This is a genomic window from Lysinibacillus sphaericus, assembly GCF_015844675.1.
Taxonomy (GTDB): domain Bacteria; phylum Bacillota; class Bacilli; order Bacillales_A; family Planococcaceae; genus Lysinibacillus; species Lysinibacillus sphaericus_E.
This window is the reverse complement of sequence record NZ_LDGC01000051.1, coordinates 23,060-44,024: the sequence shown is the minus strand read 5'-3', so window position 1 is coordinate 44,024 and position 20,965 is coordinate 23,060. Positions and strand designations below refer to the sequence as shown.

The window sequence follows — 20,965 nt, the reverse complement described above, 5'->3', positions numbered from 1 at the left end:
GAGGTTGTATATTCACTATTACATTCACAAACAAAAACTAAAAAAAGACCTACGCCCAGTGGAATACCGAACTCAGGTCTTAGAAGTTACTTAACTAAATATGTTTTGGGTCAAATCACAAAGTTGTTTTTTATAAGAAAGAGTGAAAGCTTTGGGAGCTAATAAGACAGAAACTTTCGTTTTATATTTTTCCAACCTAAAAATTCTTTTATATATTCAGCAGGTGTTATGACAAGTAAGCTTTTAAAATCTTTGTAATAATGTGAAGGATCATAGTAACCATATTGGTCAATGTTTACAGGTGTCTCTTCAAAAGAAAAATGCTGAAGTAAGAGTTGAATACGTATAAATTTGCTTAATTTTTTTGGTCCAAAACCTGTTTTTTTGTAGAAAAGGTCTCGGATATATCGCTCAGAATAACCAGTTTTATGCTGAATTACATCTGGTAAGAACAGTCCATAATTTGCAATAATAGAATCAAAACAAGTAGCAAATATTTCATCGCCTAAGCTTTTTTCCTTTTTTCGAGAGCCAAAATACTCATTACATATCTGCACTCTTTGCTCGAAATCTCCTGCTTCAAAAACAGCTTTTATAAATTTCGAGTCTAGTGTGCAGCCTAATTCAACATTAACAAATGGTTGTTGAATAATTTGTTTTAATGCGCAATTGTATTGAATAACTGTTTGTTTTGGATTTAGACGAACACCAAAATATTTACCTTTTGGGGTAAATGAATAAATTTCACGTGTAGTCGGAGTATTCCCTAAGACAACCTTTTGATCTTTGCCCATGTAAAACATTAAATCTTGGCAAGCATCAGGAATGACATGAATATCACTATTACTGTCTATTGGCTCAAACTCATAATAAAATAGTATATCCTGGTTTAACTCACTGTTTGGAGTCAGTTCTCTATAAGAATACGTTTTTTGGACCAATTCAGGTTGGATTGGATAATAGCTACTCAATAAGCCGCCCCCTCACTTCACACTTAGGTAAAATTAAAAGAATCCTTGCGCCTGTTCATTGTAACTAGCTAAAACACATTTAGTTGATTGATACGATTCTAAAGCTTTTACATGATTTTCTCGACCAACTCCTGATTTTTTGTAGCCGCCAAATGCTGCACCAGCAGGGTATTGGTGATACGTATTTATCCAAACACGTCCTGCTTGGATCTCTCGACTTGCTTTATAGGTAACGTTTGTATTACGTGACCATACAGCTGCCCCTAGGCCATACATCGTATCATTTGCAATTTCAATCGCTTCCTCAAACGTTTTAAACGTAGTCACTGCCAATACAGGACCGAAAATTTCTTCTTGGAAAATACGCATTTTGTTATGGCCTTTAAAAATAGTAGGTTTAATAAAATAACCATCTAAATTATCAAGGTGATTTTCGGCGCCACCGATTAAACATTCTGCGCCATCTTGTTTCGCAATTTCAAAATAAGATAGAATTTTTTTATGTTGTTCTTCTGAAGCCTGTGCACCCATCATTGTTTCAAGTTCGAATGGATCACCAACTTTAATTTGCTTTACTCGTTCAATGGCTTTTTCCATGAAACGATCATAAATAGACTCATGGATCAAGGCTCTAGATGGACAAGTGCAAACTTCACCTTGATTTAAAGCAAACATAACTAACCCTTCAATCGCTTTATCTAGATATCCGTCATCAGCATCCATAACATCTTCAAAGAAAATATTAGGGGATTTGCCACCTAATTCTAGTGTAACAGGAATAAGGTTCTCAGATGCATATTTCATAATTAGTTTGCCGACATCTGTAGAACCTGTAAAGGCTACTTTGGCAATACGTGGGCTTGAAGCTAACTCTTTCCCTGCTTCTGCACCAAAACCATTAATGACGTTTAATACACCCTTTGGTATTAGGTCTTGAATAAGTTCAACTACATATAAGAATGATACCGGCGTTTGTTCTGCTAATTTTAAAACAACACTATTTCCTGCAGCAAGTGCTGGCGCCAATTTCCAAGCTGCCAATAAAATAGGAAAGTTCCATGCAATGATTTGGCCAACTACACCAATAGGTTCTTGGTAATGATAAGCTACTGTATCTTCATCAAAAGGTGTCATTTGCCCTTGTTGTGCGCGAATGGCACTTGCAAAATAGCGGAAATGATCAATTGCCAATGGAATATCAGCATACATCGTTTCACGAATCGCTTTCCCATTATCCCAAGTTTCTACCCTAGCAATTTTTTCAAGGTTTTCTTCCATACGATCAGCAATGGCTAGTAAAATACGCGCCCGTTCTGCTATAGGTGTTCTCCCCCAAGTTTTTTGGGCTTCATGGGCGGCATCTAATGCTAGCTCTACATCTTCTTTTGTTGAACGAGCTACACGTGTAAATACTTCTTTCGTGATAGGCGTACTATTATCGAAATACTCTCCATTTACAGGTGCTACCCATTCACCACCAATAAAATTGTCATATTTCTTTTTGAATTGAATGCCAAATTCTTCAATATTCGGTTTAACATTTACCTTTACCATAATGATCGACCCCTTTAATTATGATTATGATGCTGTTGTTCTTCTTTTACAGGTACCTCGTTTTGAATCTCAAAACTACTTCCTACTAGTACACAAATCATTAAACCAGCTACAATGTATATATGCTTTGGAATAGCTTTTATGAAGATAGGAAACATTTCACGATTCCATACACCGATAGAAATGATAGCACTTACAATAAACATCATTGTAAAAAAGATAATGCTTACCGTTACATATTGGGTGGTCATTAATGTTAGCATCGCGCCCATCATTGCTCCCATAAAACTAGATCCTACACTTTCCATGAATAGGTACATTGGTAAGCCTGTTGACAGTAAATAGCCTAATGCAATAGAAATAATAATAGATGTTATTGCACCTAGTACCATATCGGGAAGCCAGGTAGCCATATTCATCCCAACAGCCGTACTCATTGTCATAGAAATCAGCATTATACAGCACTTGGCCATGCCATGATTAGCAAAACGCTGTTTTAATAAACGGTTAGTGATGACCGTAAAAGTAACAATCGCCAACATGCTTAGGAATGGTAGCATATAATCACCCCTTTAAGAGTTTTATTGTGTATGGCAAGACGAAGTTGTGTGACACTTCTTGTCCGGTCTAGGAACGTCTATTGCTGGGTTTCGATCAAAGAATCCAACTGGTTTCAATTGGAAATTGATGTATGCAGTTGGCATTACAGGCCAATCTTCAGGGCGCGGGATATGATGATGGCCCATCGTGTACCAAACGACGATATCTTCATCATCAATTGAACGGTTTTTCTCAACGTATTTTGGAAGTCCATCTCCTCCCGAATGTTGATTTGGATACATACCTGTTGCATATTTTTCATTTTCAGCAAATTGCGTAACGTGTAAATGGTGTTTAAGGAAACCAGCACGTTTCATAACACTTGCTTCTTCATGAGCAAATGGGAAGCAATTTTCGCCAGGCAAAATTTTATATCCAACAGGTTGATTCACTCGGTTAAGTGAGTTTTTATTAATAATTTTCCAAGTACGCTGCGTTTTTAAATCTAAATTACGTAACGCTTCCTTCTCCGTTTTAAAGATACGTGAAACAGGATAGAAACCATTGCTATTCGGATTGTGTTCTCCCAATGTTTCTGCTACTGTTTCTGTTTCAACGACTGAGTTATTTTCACCGTCTAACATCGTATCAAGTCGGAAATTAAAGAAGTGTTGATGATGTGCTGCGTTTAATCCTGGAGAAATCTCAGATCCATATTTTGTTTGGATGCCATCTTCACATGTACCAGTGCTTAAAATACCTGTTAGCTTGACCTCAGCTTCAATCGTACCGTCTTGGTAGAAACTCCAATAGAAGCCATAATCATAATTTCCAACTGTACAGAAGAATGAGATTACTAGTCGACGTGAGCGACGTACTTCTACATGGCCTGTACGCCAATCTGTATGTTTCCAACCAATCCCGTAATCTTCTTCGTGTAAGCAAATCGCATTTTTAATCGTACGCGCATTTCCTTTAACATCCGCTACAACACCATCAAAGTATTGAATTTCGCCTAAGCAGTCGCAACCTAGTTCTAATGAATTGGCTAATTGACCCATTCCATATTCACCAGCATCAAAGGCATTTTGTGTATTATGCGAAACTGTTGGTTCACCATAAGGGACAACCATTTCTGATAATGCTGCACGATAAAGAACTGGACGATCCTTGCCTTTGTCATGGTAATTAATTGTATATAATACAAGGCCCTCACGTGGTGTAAATCCATAGCGGAAACTCCACTTTTGCCATTTGATCAAATTACCTTCAATCGTAAAGCTTGGACCTTCAGGTTGAATGATTTCCAATGGTTTTAAGTCATTTCTAAAGACAATCGATTCATCCATTTCAGGATGGTAATTACCTGGTGTTGTTGGAATTGGACGTATCCCGTGATCTTCTACTTTGTAAACTTCCATTTTGTTTAAGTCTACATACGTTACAATGCCTGTTAAAGGGTAAGCATATCCGTTATCTTCTAGTGATTTTTTTTGCCAGCAAATCGCACGAAGTAAACGTTTACCTTCATGTTCCTGAACACCAAAATTCCCTGCTGACCAAGGATCCACCATAATTAAATCAGGATTGTCAATGCCACGTTTCTGTAAAGCTGCTACAAAATCAGGGTGGCTCTTTACTAATTCTTCACATTGCTCAAATTCCTCTAAGGCTACATTTGGTTGTACCCCAGGAATATGTTCATAGGAATCAACTATTTCTGAAGTTAAATTTACAATTGCTTCAAACGTTTTCAATTCTTTATCATCTAAAATCACTAAAAATACTCGGCGATTTACAGTATTACCTAGTTTGTAATTTAGTACTTCTGATTTTTTAGGTTCATGTAACATCACCGACATAAATCGTACATGTTCAGACAACTGTTGCTGTTCCTTGACTATTTGAACAGCTTTTTCAATTTCTACTTCAGATAATGGTGATAATGGGTGGCTTAGCTCAACGTTTGGATTAACCTTTACTGACATTGTATCAACCCCTTATTATTTGTTGCCTTTAATTATAATCAGAAAATTCAGTGAAAGTTATTGTAAATAACGGCATTTTTTATAGATAAGACATTTTTAGCTAAAAATATATAATATTTTCTGCTTTAAGTATTATTTATGCTATTGAAATCTTTTATAATTCTCCTAAAGACCACCATTTAAAGACCGTCTCCCATTTTGCAATAGCAAGTTGTTTTTGTTGTAAAAAAAAACAGCTAAGCACCTATTTGCTTAGCTTAGCTGAGTTTATATTAAAATTATGCCTTAATTCTTCCCATAACAATCGTATTATAATAATTGCCATCTGAAAGGAATTTATCATTTTTTAAGACGCCTTCTACTTCAAAGCCAAGCTTTTTATAGAGCAAAATTGCTTTGTCATTTGTCTCTACAACTTGCAAGGCCATTTTTTTAATGTCATTTGCGTCAGACCACTCTATCGACGCTTTCAGGAAGTTTTTGCCTATTCCATAGCGCCAAAATTCCTTCAATACACCTACACCAAATTCTACTTTATGAGCAATTCTTTTAAATGGCGATCCCGCACATCTTGAGAATCCGACAATGCGATTATCGACTACTGCCACTAAACACAAATTTCTTGGACTTTCTGAGTCTTCTTTAATAATCGCTTCAAAACCTTTCGTATCGATAAAGCCTTCCCCTTGTTCTCTATCGAAGTTTTCGGTTTCCCCATCAAGCTGTAACCTTAAATCTGATAATGCTTGGGCATCTTCGATATTGGCGGATCTAATTGTATACTGTAGTTCATTGACATTAAATTCTCGGCTGTTTATGCGCATTATTGAAACCCCTCTAAGTTATTTAAAAAAGTACATGGCTGAATGTTCACGAATCGATTGTGCCAAACGGACTCGTGGTGCTTTATAATTTGCTGTGCGGTTAGTACGTGACTATGTAGGGTAGTATGTGCACCTTCAACTAAAATATTGTTGTGGTACCCATGGCTGTAAGCATTTCGAATGGTCGTATCAAGGCAAAATTCTGTCTGAGCACCCGCAAAAATAAGCTGCTCAATTTGATGGTCCCTTAAATATTGCGCTAATTCCGTTTGATAGAATGCATCCCACGTAGTTTTTTGAATCACTTTATCCTCAGGTTGTCGCAGAAGCCCATGATATAAATCCCACCCTGGCTTACCAAACGCAAAATCGTCGTCCTTATTTAAATCCGTATGTTGGATGAATATAATAGGAACTTCACTATTACGAGCCCAAGTGATTAACATATTAATATTATCTAACACTTTTTCATAATCAAATAAATAGTTTTCACTGTCCAAAAAGAACGCTTCCTGCATATCCACGATTATTAATGCCTGCTTCATATAGTGCTCCTTTAGAATTTGACTTTAATTAACTAATTGTACATAAATTTATTTTCCATTTAAAGAGAATTATGAGAAATGAATAGCGCATCACCATAACGCGGGGTTGATTACCGTTCAGGCTATATTCTTTCTTGTGAGCGTCAGATGAGCCGCATCCTTTCTAAAGCATATACTAAGTTAAGATAAAACCCCCTCCGCAGCACAATGCCATGAAGGGGGTAAAACAACATTTTATTTCATTAATTCTTCAATAAATTCAACTGGTACATATGTTTTTGATGGTTCTAATAAAGCTGGTGCTACTTTAAAATATCGAAGTGCTTTATTATAGCCATATTCTTTTTGACCACGTGTAATTGTATAAGATACTGCGCCTTTAGAGATAATAGCGCCTTTTCCTGTTGATTCTACTTTAAAGCCTAACTCTTCGGCAATTAAACGTAATGGTACCATTTTAGTACCTTCAACCTCATAAAAATCATTGTTTATAATTTCTTGTACAGCAGCTTTAGACGGATCTACTTCACCTTGTTCTTGTGCAATCGTATCTAAAACGACAACTTTTGAAGGTGGAGTTTGTGCTGGAATGCTCATTGTTGTAATTGTGTAGAAAACTAGTAAATGTTGCTCTGCTAAATCTTTAGCTTTTACTTTTTTACCAGATAGGCTAAGTAATTCCGTTTCTTTGCCAACATTTAGTTTTAACGTATTATCAGTATTCACTAATTCTTTATTGAAAAAGTCTACTTCAACAATTCCCATTTCTTTTGTTTCAACAATAATTACTTCTGGGTTATATTGTGGTGGATAGATCATAAGCATTGGCTTATTTGCATACGTGTAAGCTGTTACTTGATCACCCTTTTGTAGTTTAACTTCTTTACCTGTATTATCGAAAACTAGTGTCTCGTCATTCACGACAAAAACATTTATATTTTCGTTCTCTTTCACAGTGTAATAGGTCGCATCCTCACGTTTTTCAACATTCTCAATTGTTCCAGTTATTTGAATAAAAGTTGGTTGAACTTCTGGATTTTGCTCCTTATTATCAGTAGCATTCGTCACAACTGCTTCTCCTTCGTTTGCTGATGCGGTTGGAGCTACTACAGCGCCCCCGATTAATAATGCTGACATGGCAAATGGTACGACTTTCGTCATTTTCATAATAAAGCATCTCCTTCATTTCACGAATTCATAGAAGTAGTCGATTATAAAAGAAAAAGGTTACAGCATTGCCAACTTTTTTAGAGGAATGCTAAAAAAGCCGAGATTCTTTTACAACGAAGAATCTCGGCTTTTACTTATACTTTTTGTATTGATTTGCGGATATTCCCTTGCTTCGCGCGGGTATTCGCCTTTCTTCCGCGGGTATTCGCTTCCCTTCCGCGGGTATTTGTTCCTCTTCCGCGGGTATTTGCTCCTTCCGCGGGTATTCACTCCTCTTCCGCGGGTATTCACCTTCCTTCCGCGGGTATTTCTTTTAATCTAGTATTACAAGCGTTTCATACAGATTTAATACATGAATTGTATTAGGTTTAGTATACGCTGTAAGAAGTATTCACGTTCATTTTGCTTCTTTCGTATATCCAAAGCCATATCGGGGAGGTCGGTTATGACTCCATTGACATTTTTCCGAATAAAATCATGTAATGACTGATTATTATTCAATGTCCATACGAACAAATCAATCTTTTGCTGCTTCATCTCTGAGATTAGCTGGTCTGTTACCCATGCTTCCTCTAGTGAAATAAAATCTACGGTTTCATCCATCGGCCCGATATTTAATGCATAGACAATTCCAACCCGTAAGTTCGGTGCCAATTTTTTTATTTGTGACATCATTTGTGGATCTGAAGATTGCACATAATACTTATCAAGAACCTTGTAAGCTTTTAGTTTTTTTACTAACTTGGGCAATACATCTTCCGTTTCTTTACCATGTACTTTTAGTTCAATTAATAAGGAAACATTTAGGGCTTTTGCTATTTCAATAAAATCATCTAATGATGAAATTTTATCGTTAAAGCCATTAGCATGAATTGTTAACGTCTTTAATTCACCTAGCGTCATATTGGCAATAACACCATTTTTACCTGTGAGTCTTCTTAATGTTTGATCATGAAATACTACGAATTGTCCATCAACGGTTTGTTGAATATCGATTTCGATTAAATCTGCACCCGAACTTGCTGCACTGACAAGGCCGCTGATTGTATTTTCCACATTCCCCTTCGTGTAGCCCCGATGTGCAATAATTTTTGTATCTGGTGCATAGACACTTTTTTCTAATGAAATACCATTCATCACACTTAATGCGATGAAAAAAACCAAAATGATGAAAGTTAACGGCTTATAGTTTCTTTTTCTAAATTTCGGTGTAAATCGTGATCTACCTAATATAGGCGTATGATAAGTAATCGCCACCATTACTTGTGAAATCATTGCTTGCAGTAAGCTAAATAACACTCCAAAAACCATTTCTAAAAAAGAAAGAGTAATCGCTGCTGTAACAAGTGCGGTGCTCGGAATCAAACGCTCCAACAAATATAATGGAAAAGTACTTATTAGCGTAATGCCAAGCATCACAAGTAAATGTACTATAATAAGCATGAATATTAATCCAAGGAGGCCCAACAAGCCGTGCTTTGAAAAACGCCAGCTTTGTATGAATGAACGAAGTAAAGATATTTTTGGCTGGATTGTAAAAATCGGCATTGCCAAAATGCTACGTATCCCTACTATAATTAAAACTATTGTAATAGCCGCATATAGTAAACGACCAGAACGACTGCTCATGATTTCATCTGTCAAAAAATGTGGAAAGGAAAAGGCTTGCGTGAATGTTAGCGGAAGTATCAATGAAGTTAATGGCAATAAAAGTGCAATATAAATAATAAAAAAAATGACTTGAATACTAAAAAAGGAAAACACCTTACGATTGAGTTGCTGCCATATGTGTTGAAATCGATAGCGAGTACCTCTTTGTTGATGAAAGGCCATTATAAAAAGAAAGCCCATTTCATAATAAATAAATAGCAAAATGAGCATTATAAAAAGAATGATCATCAAGATGACAAAGGGATGCCCCACAAAACTTTGAATATTTTGCTCTGTTATTTGTGTGTAACCAGTAACTCGTAACATTAGTTTAAATACGATAGCTATTACTGGAACAATTAATAAAAACTGAAATAATTTAATCAGTACGAAAACTTGTATATAATCAAAGCGATACTTATAAATATTGTAGACGGCTTGGCGCATCACTTGTCCTGTTTTGTGCATTTACTCACCCCAGTCATACCTATCGTATCCCCTATCTTAAGCATCTTTACGATTTTTAAAAGCTCCTCCTTACAGGATATGTAAAGCCATTTATGTTAAATTACTTGAGCTCTTAAAATACAATTTGTCCCATATAATATGCGAGTAAAAATGATAAGATTTCAGTATTTATAGTAGTGTCTAAAAAATTTTTGAAACTTTTTTGTATGTCACTCAGTAAATAATAAAATCGATACAATTTAAGGGGGCTAATAATTATGATACATACGATTTTTAACTTTAAAGATCTTATTAGTACAACTGTACTTCTTGTAAGTTTCCTCGCCCTATTTTTCCTGATGATTAATATGATTAAAAAAATGAAATCGACAGCTCCTCTACCTCCTGAAGAAACACTTCAACAAAAAGTAGACAATTTAACAACTCGGGTGAAAGCGCTAGAGCATCGAGTGGAAAATTTATCAGAAAAACAATAGCTCTTAAAAAATATTTGTTAAATGAAAAAACGCTGTAAAGTTTATTCTTTACAGCGTTTTTCATAAACGATACGGCCATCCACGACCGTATATGCCACTTTTACCTGTGGAATATTTTCAATAGCTATCGTAAAAAGATCCTCTTCTAATATAGTGAAGTCTGCTGTATAGCCTTTTTCAATCTTACCTCGAATATCGTCTTGGCCTATTATTTGCGCAGCTCCTACAGTATAGAGTCGTACTGCCTCAAAACGTGAAATTTTCTCCTCTGAGCCGTAACCGTTATGAGATTCTCCAAAATTCCGCCTTGTGACTGCAGCGTATATACCGTATAAGGGATTTGGTACTTCAATCGGGGCATCACTACCACCCGCAACGATTAATCCCCGATCAAGTAGCGATTTTAATGGGTGCAAGCCTTTTGCTCGTTCCTCCCCTAGCCTAGCTAGTTCTGCCACATACTCGCCCTGCACAAATTGCGGCTGCATATCCACAGCGACTGGCAATGCAGCGAGTTTTTCTAATATCCCTTCATCCACTAAGCTACAATGAATAACACGATCTAATTGACCTTCCTGGGGCGGATAGGTAGCAAATACGTTTAAAATTGTTTCAATGGCTAAATCCCCAATGGCATGCACTGCCACTGTTTGTCCATGCTGTCGTGCAAGTTGAACATATTGCTCTAATTGTTTTGTTGAATGGACAAGCATACCGCAATTACCTGGCTCATCACAGTATGGTTCTCGTAAGGCTGCAGTTCGTCCTCCAAATGCACCATCGATAAAGATCTTCATTGCACCAAACTCTAAATACGGAGAAGATGTTTCTTCCATCTTAGTTACTTCCTTAAATACTGTGTGGTGTTGTAATAAATGAACTTTAAACGATTGCCTTGCCTCGACAATCTTTAGAAAAGCATTTATCGGTTGGATCGGTGGCCCGTAATAGCTTAAATCTTCAGAATGACCACCCACTAAGCCATATGATTGCAAGGATAATACCGCCTTCTCAAGCGCATCCTCGATATATTCTGGCGTAATATGAGGCATATGGTTAACAATCATATACAATGCTGCATCTTTTAAGACGCCCGTAAGCTGACCAGCTACTTTTTCAATGACGCCACCTTCTGGTGATGGTGTGGCGTTTGTTATTCCTCCAAATGCCATTGCCTTGGAATTAGCCAAAATTAAATGATGGCAACTACGCTTAATTATTAAATGTGCTTCCCCTAGAGCATCGAGTTCCGCTAATGTTGGGAAAATAGGAACTTCAAATTGTGTCTCATTAAGCCCTATCGCAATCACCCATTGATCTGCCTGAACTTCCAGCATTCTTTCACGAATAATGGCCAGTAGCTCATCCTTACTTCTGACGTTCGATACATCAATATGCTTTAATTTCTCCCCGTAGCCAATAATATGTAAATGACTATCGACAAAGCCTGGATACATCACATTTCCTTGTAAATCTTGAATAGAAGTAGCTTGTGGCGACAAGCTCTCTACTGAGCCTGTCGCCACAATTTTTCCATCTTCTACAAGGACTGCTTCAACTGTTCCACCAACTTGTGCCATCGTGTAAATTTTTCCACCTGTCCATAACGTTGCCAAAACAATTCCTCCTATGCAATCGTTTCTAATCAATTATTCCACGGTATAATTGCGTCCTGAATCGGCCGGAGGCATTGGGCCAACAGATGTTTTTTTGTGCGAAAGCGTAGTGCTAACGCAGCGTCAGCAACATGATGTTGGTCACTCAGTCTTGTGTCGCTGCCACTTCGCTTTCGCACAGATAACTTGCCACAGGACGTGGCGTTCTTAGGCCGAGTTCGTCTGTTCAACGGTTGTTTGTGCCACGTTGAAAGAAATTAAATGTGCTCGCTCTAGACGACGCCGAACAATTACGCCAAACCATCCTGCCATAACGGCTTTCACAATACCTACTATAATAAACGGTGCCGCACCACCCATAAATGCAGCTGTCCAAGTTAAATCTCCAACGATTTTTAACCAAGTCGTTCCAAATGCCAATGTCACAACCATCCCAATGATGTTCGAAGTAATAGCTTGGAAAATTGTAATACCGAATTTGTCTAAATATAAGCCCATAATGATTGCAGCGACAAGGAATCCAACAATATAGCCACCTGTTGGCCCAACTAAAATCGCAAACCCTCCAGACATACCACTAAATACTGGAATACCTGCCGCTCCAAGCAAAATATAAATCAATACAGACAACGTGCCTAGTCTTGTTCCTAAAATCGTTACGACTAAGCCTACTGCTAATGTTTGCCCTGTTATTGGAATAAGTGGTAACGGTATCGTTACTTGCGCAAGAACAGCAATAATCGCTGCACCAAATGCCGCTAACACATAATTATATGTACTACTCTTTTTCAAACTAAATTTCCTCCCCTTGTGCGTTAACTATAGATGAAAATAAGTTAACACAAACATAAAGCAAATGAAAACTGTTGTCAATCTATTTTGAAAAATTGCTATAAAAAAAGAAATTACTATAGTAAACTAGCAATTTTTAATCATACCTCAGCTTGTAATTTAAATAAATCTGGTACTATTTGATAAGAAAATCTCACCAAATATAATCTAATTCCAAAATGGTTATTAAAAAATGTGTAAATATAATTAGTCACATATTTATAAGGAATGTACGATTCGTTAACATTCTACAATTAATGTTGGTTTTTTGACTATAATTAGTCCATTTGGATAAAAATAGTTCTGAAAAAGACCCGTATTTTGAAAATGAAGAATAGGTATCACAGTCTCCAAACGTGTGCGAACAAGTGGTAGAAATTGTGCCAGCATATAATAGTAGGAAGAATGCACATTGTAACATTTTGGTTTATATGGTAACATACTAAAGTATTTTTCCATTATTAAGGAGGTAAGTTATGTTACGCACTGGAATCATTTTATTAATTTTAGGTTTAGGGGCATTTATACTGCCGCAATTCGGTCTACAATTCAAATTATTTACCGTTTTTAACGACATTTTTGGCGGAGGTGAAACCTATGTCGAAATTGCTCTTGCAGGTATAGGTGCCGTCCTAGTATGCATTCATTTATTTAAAGGAAAGAAGGACAAGTCGTCCGCAGCATAAGAACATGTGATTTTTGGGAGGAAGTTTATTTTGAAATCGTTTATTGCAAGACTATTTAAATCAGTAACTGTTATGACTTTAATTATGATGGTGTGTGCGGTTCCCGCATTCGCCGAAGAAGAGCTGAATTGGATCGAAGGTGGACAGAAAGTTGACGTGGGGACCAATTTAGCGGAACTGGAGTTAGACAGTGATTTTATTTTCCTTAATGCCGAAGATACGAAAAAGTACCTAACGCAGGGCGGAATGGAACCGAGCGGGTCAGAAATCGGCGTTGTTTTTCCAAAGGATGAAAATCAAACTTGGGCCGTTTATTTCGAATATGACGAATCTGGATATATAGAAGACGACGAAAAAGCGGAAATTGATGCTGATGCCTTGTTGGAAAGCTACAAAGAAGGTACGGAAGAAATGAATAAGGAGTTAAGCCCTGAAAATCAGTTATTCGTTGACAAATGGGATGTTGCTCCATTCTACGACAACCAATTACATAGTTTGTCGTGGTCTTTATTAGCGCATGATAATCAGAACAACGGTGTTATTAACTACAATGTACGAATTCTATCACGCGAAGGCTATATCTCGGCGATACTAGTCTCAGATCCGGCAAAATTGCAGGCCGATCGTATTGTGTTTAACAACAAAATTCTGTCACAGTTTAACTTAAAGAAGGGTCAGCGCTATGAGGATTTTGACAAAAAAACCGATAAGGTAGCTGAATTCGGCTTGACAGGATTAATTCTTGGAGGTGCGGGTCTAGCAGTTGCCAAAAAAGCGGGCTTTTTTGCTATACTACTACCTCTATTGAAGAAGTTCGGGATCATAATTGTGCTGGCTGTCGGTGCGATTTGGGGCTTTATTCGTAAAAGAATGGGATTGAAGAAAGAGCAACCGGAGCAACCTGAACATTCGGAGGAACTATCGACACAAGCGGAGCAACCTGCACAGGACCAGGACAAGGACCAAGAGATTGACAAGCAGAAAGTTTAATTTGCATGAGAAATAACCGCTAAACGTTTTCGAGAATGTGGTTAATAATAGGAATTATGTTAAAGCCCCTCCTAATCGCTCGTTAGCCGTGTGATTAGGAGGGGCTTTTCATATCGGTATTCATTTTAAGAAGTGCCTAATAGCCAAAACCGTAGCGAATATTGCATCCTCTCAACCGTTGTCAATCTAATCTAAATAAAGTGAACTAGCAATTTCTCTATACAAATTACCAAAGCGGATCGTTGATAGGATCATCTTCTTGTAAATCAAATACATATGGTGCTAGTAGTCGATAATAAATAAGAACTCCAGCCATAAAGAATATAGTCCCGATAGCAATATTATCAAAAGTCAAATGCATAAATACCATAAGTGGAATCGGGAACGTTAAAATACCACCCATTTTCATTGATTTTTTTGAGCGATATTGTTTTTTCCCACAATAAGGACATTCAAGTTGTCCATTTTTTCGGTACATTTTTCGAGCCTGCTTCTCTGACCAAGTTTCCCCACACTCAATGCACACCGGTAGGCCATAGCCTTTCTTGATTAGCACACGTTTAATAATAAAGGCAATACCTACCAAAAAACTAAAAAGCAATATACCTTTTACGAAATCGTTTTGTAAAATTGTCCATAGGCTCCATGTATCCGCTTCTTGCTGTACACTAGCTGCCTGATGACTACCTGAATGTTTATTCTGTGTTAATAAATAACAAAAACCAATGGCCAATATCGTAAACGTCGCAAGCACCATACGATATTGCCACGGACTACTTCTTCTTTGTTTCGTTTTACTACGGGCATTCTGGGCAATTGCCTGTTTTGTCTCATCTGTAAGCTTTATATCTCGAAGTTCTTGTAGCACATCTTCTTTAAATTGATTCATGGCGTAACACCTCCCAATCATAATCACCGATTGCTGTTGCAAGTTGCTTTCTAGCACGCTGTAATCTTGTACGTATTGTTGCTTCTGGACAACATACGAGCTGTGCAATTTCAACTGTCGTCATATCCTCAAAATAGTAGAGAATCAGTACTTCCCTATAGGCCACTGATAATGTAAACAAAGCTTCTACTAGCTCTCGTTTTGTGGACTTAGCAAGATATTCTTTTTCAGGAGTGACTGCTGTCGTACGTCCTGTTATTTTTTCAAAGAGTGTCAATCGTTTACTTTTCCAGCTGCGCAAATAATCATGGCTTCGATTGACCGTCATTTTCACTAAATATGTACGTAATGATGCTTCTTGACGAAATTGCTCTTGCTTTTGATAAAAGGCGATAAACACATCTTGCACAATGTCCTCAGCTGTCGCTTCATTTTTCACATATAAATAAGCAACCTTTAATAAATAATCACCGTGCTCTGCAATAATATTTTCAATATCCATCGCTGTCCTCACCTTCTTTCTAAACTACTGACGGACGCCGCTTTATTTCCGATTCACTTTTTTAAAAAATTTTTTTCAAAAGAAAAGAATCTGCGAAACTCCAACGATTTTACGTTGGAATGAAGCAGATCCTTTTTGATTGATACTAAATCTTTGCACTTATACGCCAGTACCAGTCATCTGACTCATTTAATTACGATTCCCCGCACCACTATATTGATTAAAAACTGTGATTTGGTTACGACCATTGCGCTTTGACGTATATAGTGCTGTATCCGCATTATGGATCAACTCCTCAACAGTGGCAAGCTTACCTTGTTTATTCGTACTTACGCCAATACTAAATTCCAACTGAACAGCCTCATCATTAATTGTTAAGGACAGAGAGTTTAATGTTTGATAGAGATTTTCGGTTATCGTTTGAATAGATTCACCCTCCGGTAATTGACTAAGAACGATAAACTCATCTCCGCCAAAACGAGCAACAATCGACTCAAATGATTGAAAATAATCCTTTAATGTAGTTGCAGTAATCGTTAAAGCATCATCACCAAATAAATGACCATTAGCATCATTAATTTCTTTAAAATGATCTAAATCAATCATCATTAATGCTAATTGCTGATTTTCTACCGAAGCTTTCTTCAGCATTTTTTCTGCATTCTCATCAAAATAACGTCGATTATAAATATTCGTTAATGGATCAATATAAGAAGTTTTTTCAAAACGTTTTTTCTGGTCATTATACTCCAGCTCAAATAATAAATGAGTATAATTTTCCCTTTGTATTTCTAATAAAATGTTTATATATTCCTTTTGTATCGAGCACAATACAAGCTTATTCCCTTGTTCTTCTATTAGCTTCACTAAAGAATTATAAATAGTTTGAAGCATAGACAAATCATTATTTTGTAAGGCATAGTGTTTCGACTTTTGATACAAATCAATGGCCTCACCAATGCGCCCCTGTTTTTCACAAAGCAATGCATAGGCATTCATTACCTCCAATTGTAACTTGGAGTAAGGTGGTTTCTTAATCGTCACTAGCAATTCTTGCAATAATTCATCTGCTTCATCAAATTCTTCCAAGCAGATTTGTGCAACAGCTAAGTTTATTTTTGAATAAATAATCCCTGAATACGGATTTTCATGCTTTGTCTCAAAATAATTGGCATAGTATAAGCTCTTTAATGCAAAATCCTTCGCTTTTTGAGAGTTCCCTAAAGAGTTTTCTAAGTCGCTTAAATTATTATAAATTTTCCCTATGCTATCTGTATGTTGAATACGCTCAGCAATTTCTAGTCCCTTGAACATAAACTCTTTCGATTTCTTTATATGACCAAACGTCCCCCAATAAATGGATGCTAAAATATAATGATGGATTAAATCGATATCATCGCCATATTGGAAGGTTAATTCTTGATATTGCTCTAGCACACTAATGGATACTTGCAAATCACCTGTTTGAAAATAGCTTGCACAGCTATAGCGTAATAACAAGATTGCTTTTTTATACATACCAAGCTCTATAGCACTTTCAATTGCGGCACTACTTAATTCTATATATTCTATAAAGCGATTCGCTTCATACAATTCATTGAGCGTAATCCATAATTCTTCAAACTCCTGTGTGTTCATACCGCCCCTCCTTAAAGTAACCCCTACTTCTTTAATACTATCTTTATGTGCCAATTATTACAATTCCTCGGACTCATTTATTTTCAAATTTATGAGTAAAATTAACCTCAAAATCTCATTAAGTGATTCATTTATCCTAAAAAATTGTGATTCCACCTGTAAAACGACTCTTTTTATAGGGGGAATATTAAAGATACCATAAAAACCATAATTTTCCTTCAAATAAAAAAACAGCCTCTTCTCGAAAGAGACTTGAAGAATGTGGGGATGACTATATATGGATGGATCATCATCATAATATGAGGTTGATTTCCGTTCTAGCTAGCTACTTTCATGAGAGCTTCGGGACAACAGCTTTTTTTGTGCGAAAACGTAGCGCCAAGTAGCGGGAGCAAAAACAACAGCACGAGGTTGGTCACGAAGGTGTAACACAGGACGTGATGCTTTTTGCTAGATAAAGAAAGCGCTCCCAAAAAGTCCAAATGGTAAGGTATGCCGATTATATTATCATACAGCTTATTGTAAAGATTCTTCAATACCTAAAAGCTTCTTTAACTCTACTGACCTTTCTTTAGTTAGATGTACCATACCATAACCTACTTTATACAAATCAAGTGATTGACCGGAACTATCCCAGACATCTACACGAACTCCATCTAGTATAAATGAATAATCTGGAGGGTCTCCAATATTTTCAGCAAGCTGCCACTCTATTTGTCGAAAGAATTGCATGACTTCCCGTTCGTTTTGAACGTTGAGCATAGTCGTTACTGTTGGTTCAACAATTTCCACATTGTTTAATACACCGTAATTTGTTACTCTACCATTTTCATCAATTGACTCACTCCTATTTGATTCTATACTGACATAATCTCCTTGCTTTACCGGGAAACCATCCAAAACCGGATACCAAGTTGCTTGTGGGTACTATCTCATAATTTGCTCTTGCGATAGTTTTACTAAGTCCTCCGGAATAGCTTTTTCAACAAATAGAAAGGCATTGGATTCTACTTTTATGACTGTTCCCGCATACTTAATTCCATGTGAATTACTTGAATAATTCTTGATTCCATTTTACTCCTTTATCGCTTTTACCTGATCTGCAAAATGCTTATCAAAATAGCGGATAGCATCCTGAGCGGCTATTTCTTGTACTATACCGTTTGGGAGAGTAGGGTACTTTCCTCGGTAAAAGGAATCCAGCTTTTTTTGAGCTGTATACATCGGTAACAACGGCTCCACGTATGTTTTAAAGTAGTTCCTGATTCCCTTCTCTTTTAAAAGCTTCGCATATTCAGGTGATTGTTGTAACATAAAAAGCTCGTCATAATGCTCCTTCCTTACAGCCTTTAGTTCTGCCTCAGAATATTGGAGACTAAGTGAATTCGCATAATAATAAGTGGCAACTACCTTTTTGTAGCGCTCTATTGCCTCTTTTGTATAAAATTCCTCGTCTTGTTTGCCCCAATTGATGCGCATTATATTTTCAAAATGGGTAAGCTGTGTATCGCAGTTTGTTTCGTTTCCTTATTCAGTAGCTGCAGCAAAACAAATCCAACGAAGCAAAACGTGACAATCACTGTTAAAAGCGCGAATTGAATGGGCTTTTTAGCTTTGACATCTCGCTGCTGTAAGACACGATTTTTGACACGCTCTTTACTCTCTACCATATCCCCTGCCACTTTTATCAATTCTTTTTGCCATTCATTCATGTCCCAGCACCTCCCATTCCTCCAGCTTTAGTTGAGACTTTAAAGCTTCTCTTGCCCATTTTAACCTTATTTTAACAGTGTTTTCTACAATACCTAGAACTTATGCTATTTCGGCAATCTTCATCTCTTCGTAATAGTAAAGGATGATTGGCTCTCTATATTTTAGTGGAAACTTTAAAATAGCTGCCCCAATTTGGGACCTTTCCTCCGCTTCAATCAGTGTGTCTCTCTGTATGTTAGCCCTCTCAGGGAATATTTTTTCTTGTAAAATTAATTTCTTAAAATGCCAGCTTTTTAAATAATCTTTGCTTTTATTAATTGTTAACCTTGATAAATAAGCACGTAGCTGTCCGCGTTCCTCATAATCATGCTGAGAAAATTTTATAAAAACCTCCTGCACGATATCCTCTGCCGCGTGTCTATTTTTCAAGTAAAAATAGGCGAGACGCAATAAATGTTCTGCATGATCATCCATAATTTGTTCAAGTATGCCGTCCACCTCCACCTCTTACACTATAAACGACTACCAATAAATGACCGTTTCAACCATTTCACTTAATTTTCAAAAATTTCAATTTCCGTATTGACCTTGGAGCATACTCCAATGTTAGGATAAATTTAGGAGGTGCTTACATGCATATCAAACAGTTTGCAGCAAAATATAATTTATCTACCGATACCTTACGTTACTATGAAAAAGAAGGATTACTACATCCAAATAAACAGGACAATGGGTACCGCGTGTATGATGTCACTTGTGAACATACAATCAAATTTATTTTAGTATTAAGGCAGCTTGGCTTCACATTACAAGAAATCAATCAACTCCTTACACTAGAGCAAAAGCCTACTTCAGATTCCTGCAATCAAGAGACCGTACAGCTTTTCTCTGCAAAGATTACTCACATTGAACAGCAGTTATATTTTTATCAGCAGGCACTACAATCCTTACAGCTCACTCAAACATTAATGGCTGAAGGAAAATACGCTGAAAATAAGTTAGTCATCGGTTCACTTATCGAGGATATGTATAATAAATTACAAGAAGGAAGTGTTCATCATGAAACTACGTAAAATTATCTCATCAGAATATTTAATAGCACTTTTAGTAACTGTATTTTTCTACTGGCATTTTGAATTTTCGTTCCTATATTTTGCACTACTTTTATTACTACCTGATATAACGATGTTAGGTTACATAGTAAACACTAAAGTTGGCGCGTTATTTTACAATATGGGCCACAGTTTAGTCCTGCCAGGTATTCTCTTGATTATAGGCTTTGTCACTGCATCACCAATGCTACTAATGGCTTCTATAATTTGGTTAGCTCATATATTTTTAGATCGTACATTAGGCTATGGTTTAAAATATGATGAAGCTTTTACAAAAACTCATTTACAACAAATAGCTTAGGTTAAAGGTAACGAATCTATCGGTAAGCGGAATTTTACCAGCGTCAATGTTTAGCCTTTCAAAAACTGATTTTTGTTGAATTTAGTTCTTCGCTTTTTATTAGAAATTTGCGTGTTAATAAATTGGGGTATACAAACTGGGAAAGGCATATTCTTCAAGCTCCTACTTGGAGTTGGAGCACCCGCTTTGTTTGTAGTTCTTTGGAGTATGTTTGGTTCACCCAAAGCCACATTTCCATTGAGTGGGATTTCGCATTTTATGTTTGAATTTGTGATATTCTCGCTAGCTGTCATAGCACTATATGCTACAGGTCAAACAAAATTAGCTAATGTATTTTCTATACTAATCATCATTAATCAGATTTTATTCCGTATTTAATCAACGCTAAAAAAGAGGCTGGGACATAACTAATTTGTACATTATGAAAAACGTATAATTTTTATATTAGCAATGAATATAAACAGAAAACCCGAATAATTACGAAACACAGGATGAGCGTTT

Annotated in this window: 23 protein-coding genes; 6 read left to right on the top strand and 17 right to left on the bottom strand. The window is 36.6% G+C overall.

The features are described 5' to 3' along the window. Positions 1-158: 158 nt before the first annotated feature. The 8 genes from ABE34_RS13160 to ABE34_RS13125 form a co-directional block, all read right to left on the bottom strand. On the bottom strand, positions 159-971 hold the full coding sequence (locus ABE34_RS13160; RefSeq protein WP_197143011.1) for a helix-turn-helix domain-containing protein: 813 nt from the start codon (positions 969-971) through the stop codon (positions 159-161). Positions 972-1,004: 33 nt separating this feature from the next. Beyond that, positions 1,005-2,525 carry an aldehyde dehydrogenase family protein gene (locus ABE34_RS13155; RefSeq protein WP_197143010.1) on the bottom strand — a complete coding sequence of 507 codons (1,521 nt, stop codon included), beginning with the start codon at positions 2,523-2,525 and terminating at the stop codon, positions 1,005-1,007. 14 nt (positions 2,526-2,539) lie between these two features. Next, the gene (locus ABE34_RS13150; protein ID WP_197143009.1) at positions 2,540-3,085 is read right to left on the bottom strand and encodes a hypothetical protein; all 546 of its coding nucleotides are present in this window, start codon (positions 3,083-3,085) and stop codon (positions 2,540-2,542) included. 21 nt (positions 3,086-3,106) lie between these two features. Continuing rightward, positions 3,107-5,053: a primary-amine oxidase gene (locus ABE34_RS13145; RefSeq protein ID WP_197143008.1), complete on the bottom strand. Its 1,947-nt coding sequence runs from the start codon at positions 5,051-5,053 to the stop codon at positions 3,107-3,109. Between the two features lie 278 nt (positions 5,054-5,331). Beyond that, positions 5,332-5,877 carry a GNAT family N-acetyltransferase gene (locus tag ABE34_RS13140; RefSeq protein WP_197143007.1) on the bottom strand — a complete coding sequence of 182 codons (546 nt, stop codon included), beginning with the start codon at positions 5,875-5,877 and terminating at the stop codon, positions 5,332-5,334. Further along, on the bottom strand, positions 5,877-6,422 hold the full coding sequence (locus ABE34_RS13135; RefSeq protein WP_197143006.1) for a cysteine hydrolase family protein: 546 nt from the start codon (positions 6,420-6,422) through the stop codon (positions 5,877-5,879). Before ABE34_RS13135 ends, ABE34_RS13140 begins: the two co-directional genes overlap by 1 nt. A gap of 234 nt (positions 6,423-6,656) precedes the next feature. Then, positions 6,657-7,589, bottom strand: coding sequence for a stalk domain-containing protein (locus ABE34_RS13130; RefSeq protein WP_197143005.1), 933 nt, complete (start codon positions 7,587-7,589; stop codon positions 6,657-6,659). Positions 7,590-7,937: 348 nt separating this feature from the next. Next, complete coding sequence (locus ABE34_RS13125; protein WP_197143004.1) at positions 7,938-9,710, bottom strand: glycerophosphoryl diester phosphodiesterase membrane domain-containing protein; 1,773 nt, start codon at positions 9,708-9,710, stop codon at positions 7,938-7,940. Between the two features lie 257 nt (positions 9,711-9,967). Here ABE34_RS13125 and ABE34_RS13120 point away from each other — a divergent pair, with 257 nt between their 5' ends. Then, complete coding sequence (locus tag ABE34_RS13120; RefSeq protein WP_197143003.1) at positions 9,968-10,186, top strand: hypothetical protein; 219 nt, start codon at positions 9,968-9,970, stop codon at positions 10,184-10,186. A gap of 41 nt (positions 10,187-10,227) precedes the next feature. Here ABE34_RS13120 and ABE34_RS13115 read toward each other — a convergent pair whose 3' ends face one another. Further along, complete coding sequence (locus tag ABE34_RS13115) at positions 10,228-11,802, bottom strand: amidohydrolase (protein WP_197143002.1); 1,575 nt, start codon at positions 11,800-11,802, stop codon at positions 10,228-10,230. A 207-nt stretch (positions 11,803-12,009) separates the two neighbouring features. Continuing rightward, entirely contained in the window at positions 12,010-12,594 is a 585-nt protein-coding gene (locus ABE34_RS13110) for a biotin transporter BioY (RefSeq protein WP_197143001.1), read from the bottom strand. A gap of 515 nt (positions 12,595-13,109) precedes the next feature. Here ABE34_RS13110 and ABE34_RS13105 point away from each other — a divergent pair. Together ABE34_RS13105 and ABE34_RS13100 are read left to right on the top strand one after the other, a co-directional pair. Beyond that, the gene (locus tag ABE34_RS13105) at positions 13,110-13,319 is read left to right on the top strand and encodes a hypothetical protein (protein ID WP_079560252.1); all 210 of its coding nucleotides are present in this window, start codon (positions 13,110-13,112) and stop codon (positions 13,317-13,319) included. Between the two features lie 30 nt (positions 13,320-13,349). Next, positions 13,350-14,309 (top strand): DUF2167 domain-containing protein, encoded by a 960-nt coding sequence (locus tag ABE34_RS13100; protein ID WP_197143000.1) that lies wholly within the window; start codon positions 13,350-13,352, stop codon positions 14,307-14,309. Positions 14,310-14,535: 226 nt separating this feature from the next. Here the strand turns inward: ABE34_RS13100 and ABE34_RS13095 are convergent, their stop codons facing one another. The 7 genes from ABE34_RS13095 to ABE34_RS13065 all read right to left on the bottom strand — a co-directional run bounded on the left by ABE34_RS13095 (position 14,536) and on the right by ABE34_RS13065 (position 19,549). Continuing rightward, entirely contained in the window at positions 14,536-15,198 is a 663-nt protein-coding gene (locus ABE34_RS13095; RefSeq protein WP_197142999.1) for a TIGR04104 family putative zinc finger protein, read from the bottom strand. Next, positions 15,185-15,700, bottom strand: coding sequence for a sigma-70 family RNA polymerase sigma factor (locus ABE34_RS13090; RefSeq protein ID WP_079560250.1), 516 nt, complete (start codon positions 15,698-15,700; stop codon positions 15,185-15,187). The genes ABE34_RS13095 and ABE34_RS13090 overlap by 14 nt, the downstream gene beginning before the upstream one ends. Positions 15,701-15,889: 189 nt before the next feature. After that, on the bottom strand, positions 15,890-17,338 hold the full coding sequence (locus ABE34_RS13085) for a tetratricopeptide repeat-containing diguanylate cyclase (protein ID WP_197143111.1): 1,449 nt from the start codon (positions 17,336-17,338) through the stop codon (positions 15,890-15,892). A gap of 516 nt (positions 17,339-17,854) precedes the next feature. Beyond that, positions 17,855-18,238 carry a hypothetical protein gene (locus ABE34_RS13080; protein WP_197142998.1) on the bottom strand — a complete coding sequence of 128 codons (384 nt, stop codon included), beginning with the start codon at positions 18,236-18,238 and terminating at the stop codon, positions 17,855-17,857. A gap of 174 nt (positions 18,239-18,412) precedes the next feature. Beyond that, positions 18,413-18,817, bottom strand: coding sequence for a hypothetical protein (locus ABE34_RS13075; protein ID WP_197142997.1), 405 nt, complete (start codon positions 18,815-18,817; stop codon positions 18,413-18,415). Beyond that, positions 18,817-19,050 (bottom strand): hypothetical protein, encoded by a 234-nt coding sequence (locus tag ABE34_RS13070; protein ID WP_197142996.1) that lies wholly within the window; start codon positions 19,048-19,050, stop codon positions 18,817-18,819. The genes ABE34_RS13075 and ABE34_RS13070 overlap by 1 nt, the downstream gene beginning before the upstream one ends. 100 nt (positions 19,051-19,150) lie before the next feature. Beyond that, positions 19,151-19,549, bottom strand: a complete 399-nt coding sequence (locus tag ABE34_RS13065; protein ID WP_346655561.1) for a sigma-70 family RNA polymerase sigma factor — start codon at positions 19,547-19,549, stop codon at positions 19,151-19,153. 134 nt (positions 19,550-19,683) lie between these two features. On the opposite strand from ABE34_RS13065, the gene ABE34_RS13060 reads away from it, so the two are divergent. The 3 genes from ABE34_RS13060 to ABE34_RS25845 all read left to right on the top strand — a co-directional run bounded on the left by ABE34_RS13060 (position 19,684) and on the right by ABE34_RS25845 (position 20,842). Then, positions 19,684-20,124 (top strand): MerR family transcriptional regulator, encoded by a 441-nt coding sequence (locus tag ABE34_RS13060; protein ID WP_197142995.1) that lies wholly within the window; start codon positions 19,684-19,686, stop codon positions 20,122-20,124. Beyond that, entirely contained in the window at positions 20,111-20,464 is a 354-nt protein-coding gene (locus ABE34_RS13055; RefSeq protein ID WP_197142994.1) for a DUF4260 domain-containing protein, read from the top strand. Before ABE34_RS13060 ends, ABE34_RS13055 begins: the two co-directional genes overlap by 14 nt. Positions 20,465-20,536: 72 nt before the next feature. Next, on the top strand, positions 20,537-20,842 hold the full coding sequence (locus tag ABE34_RS25845) for a YrdB family protein (protein ID WP_197237932.1): 306 nt from the start codon (positions 20,537-20,539) through the stop codon (positions 20,840-20,842). The last annotated feature ends 123 nt before the right edge of the window (positions 20,843-20,965 follow it).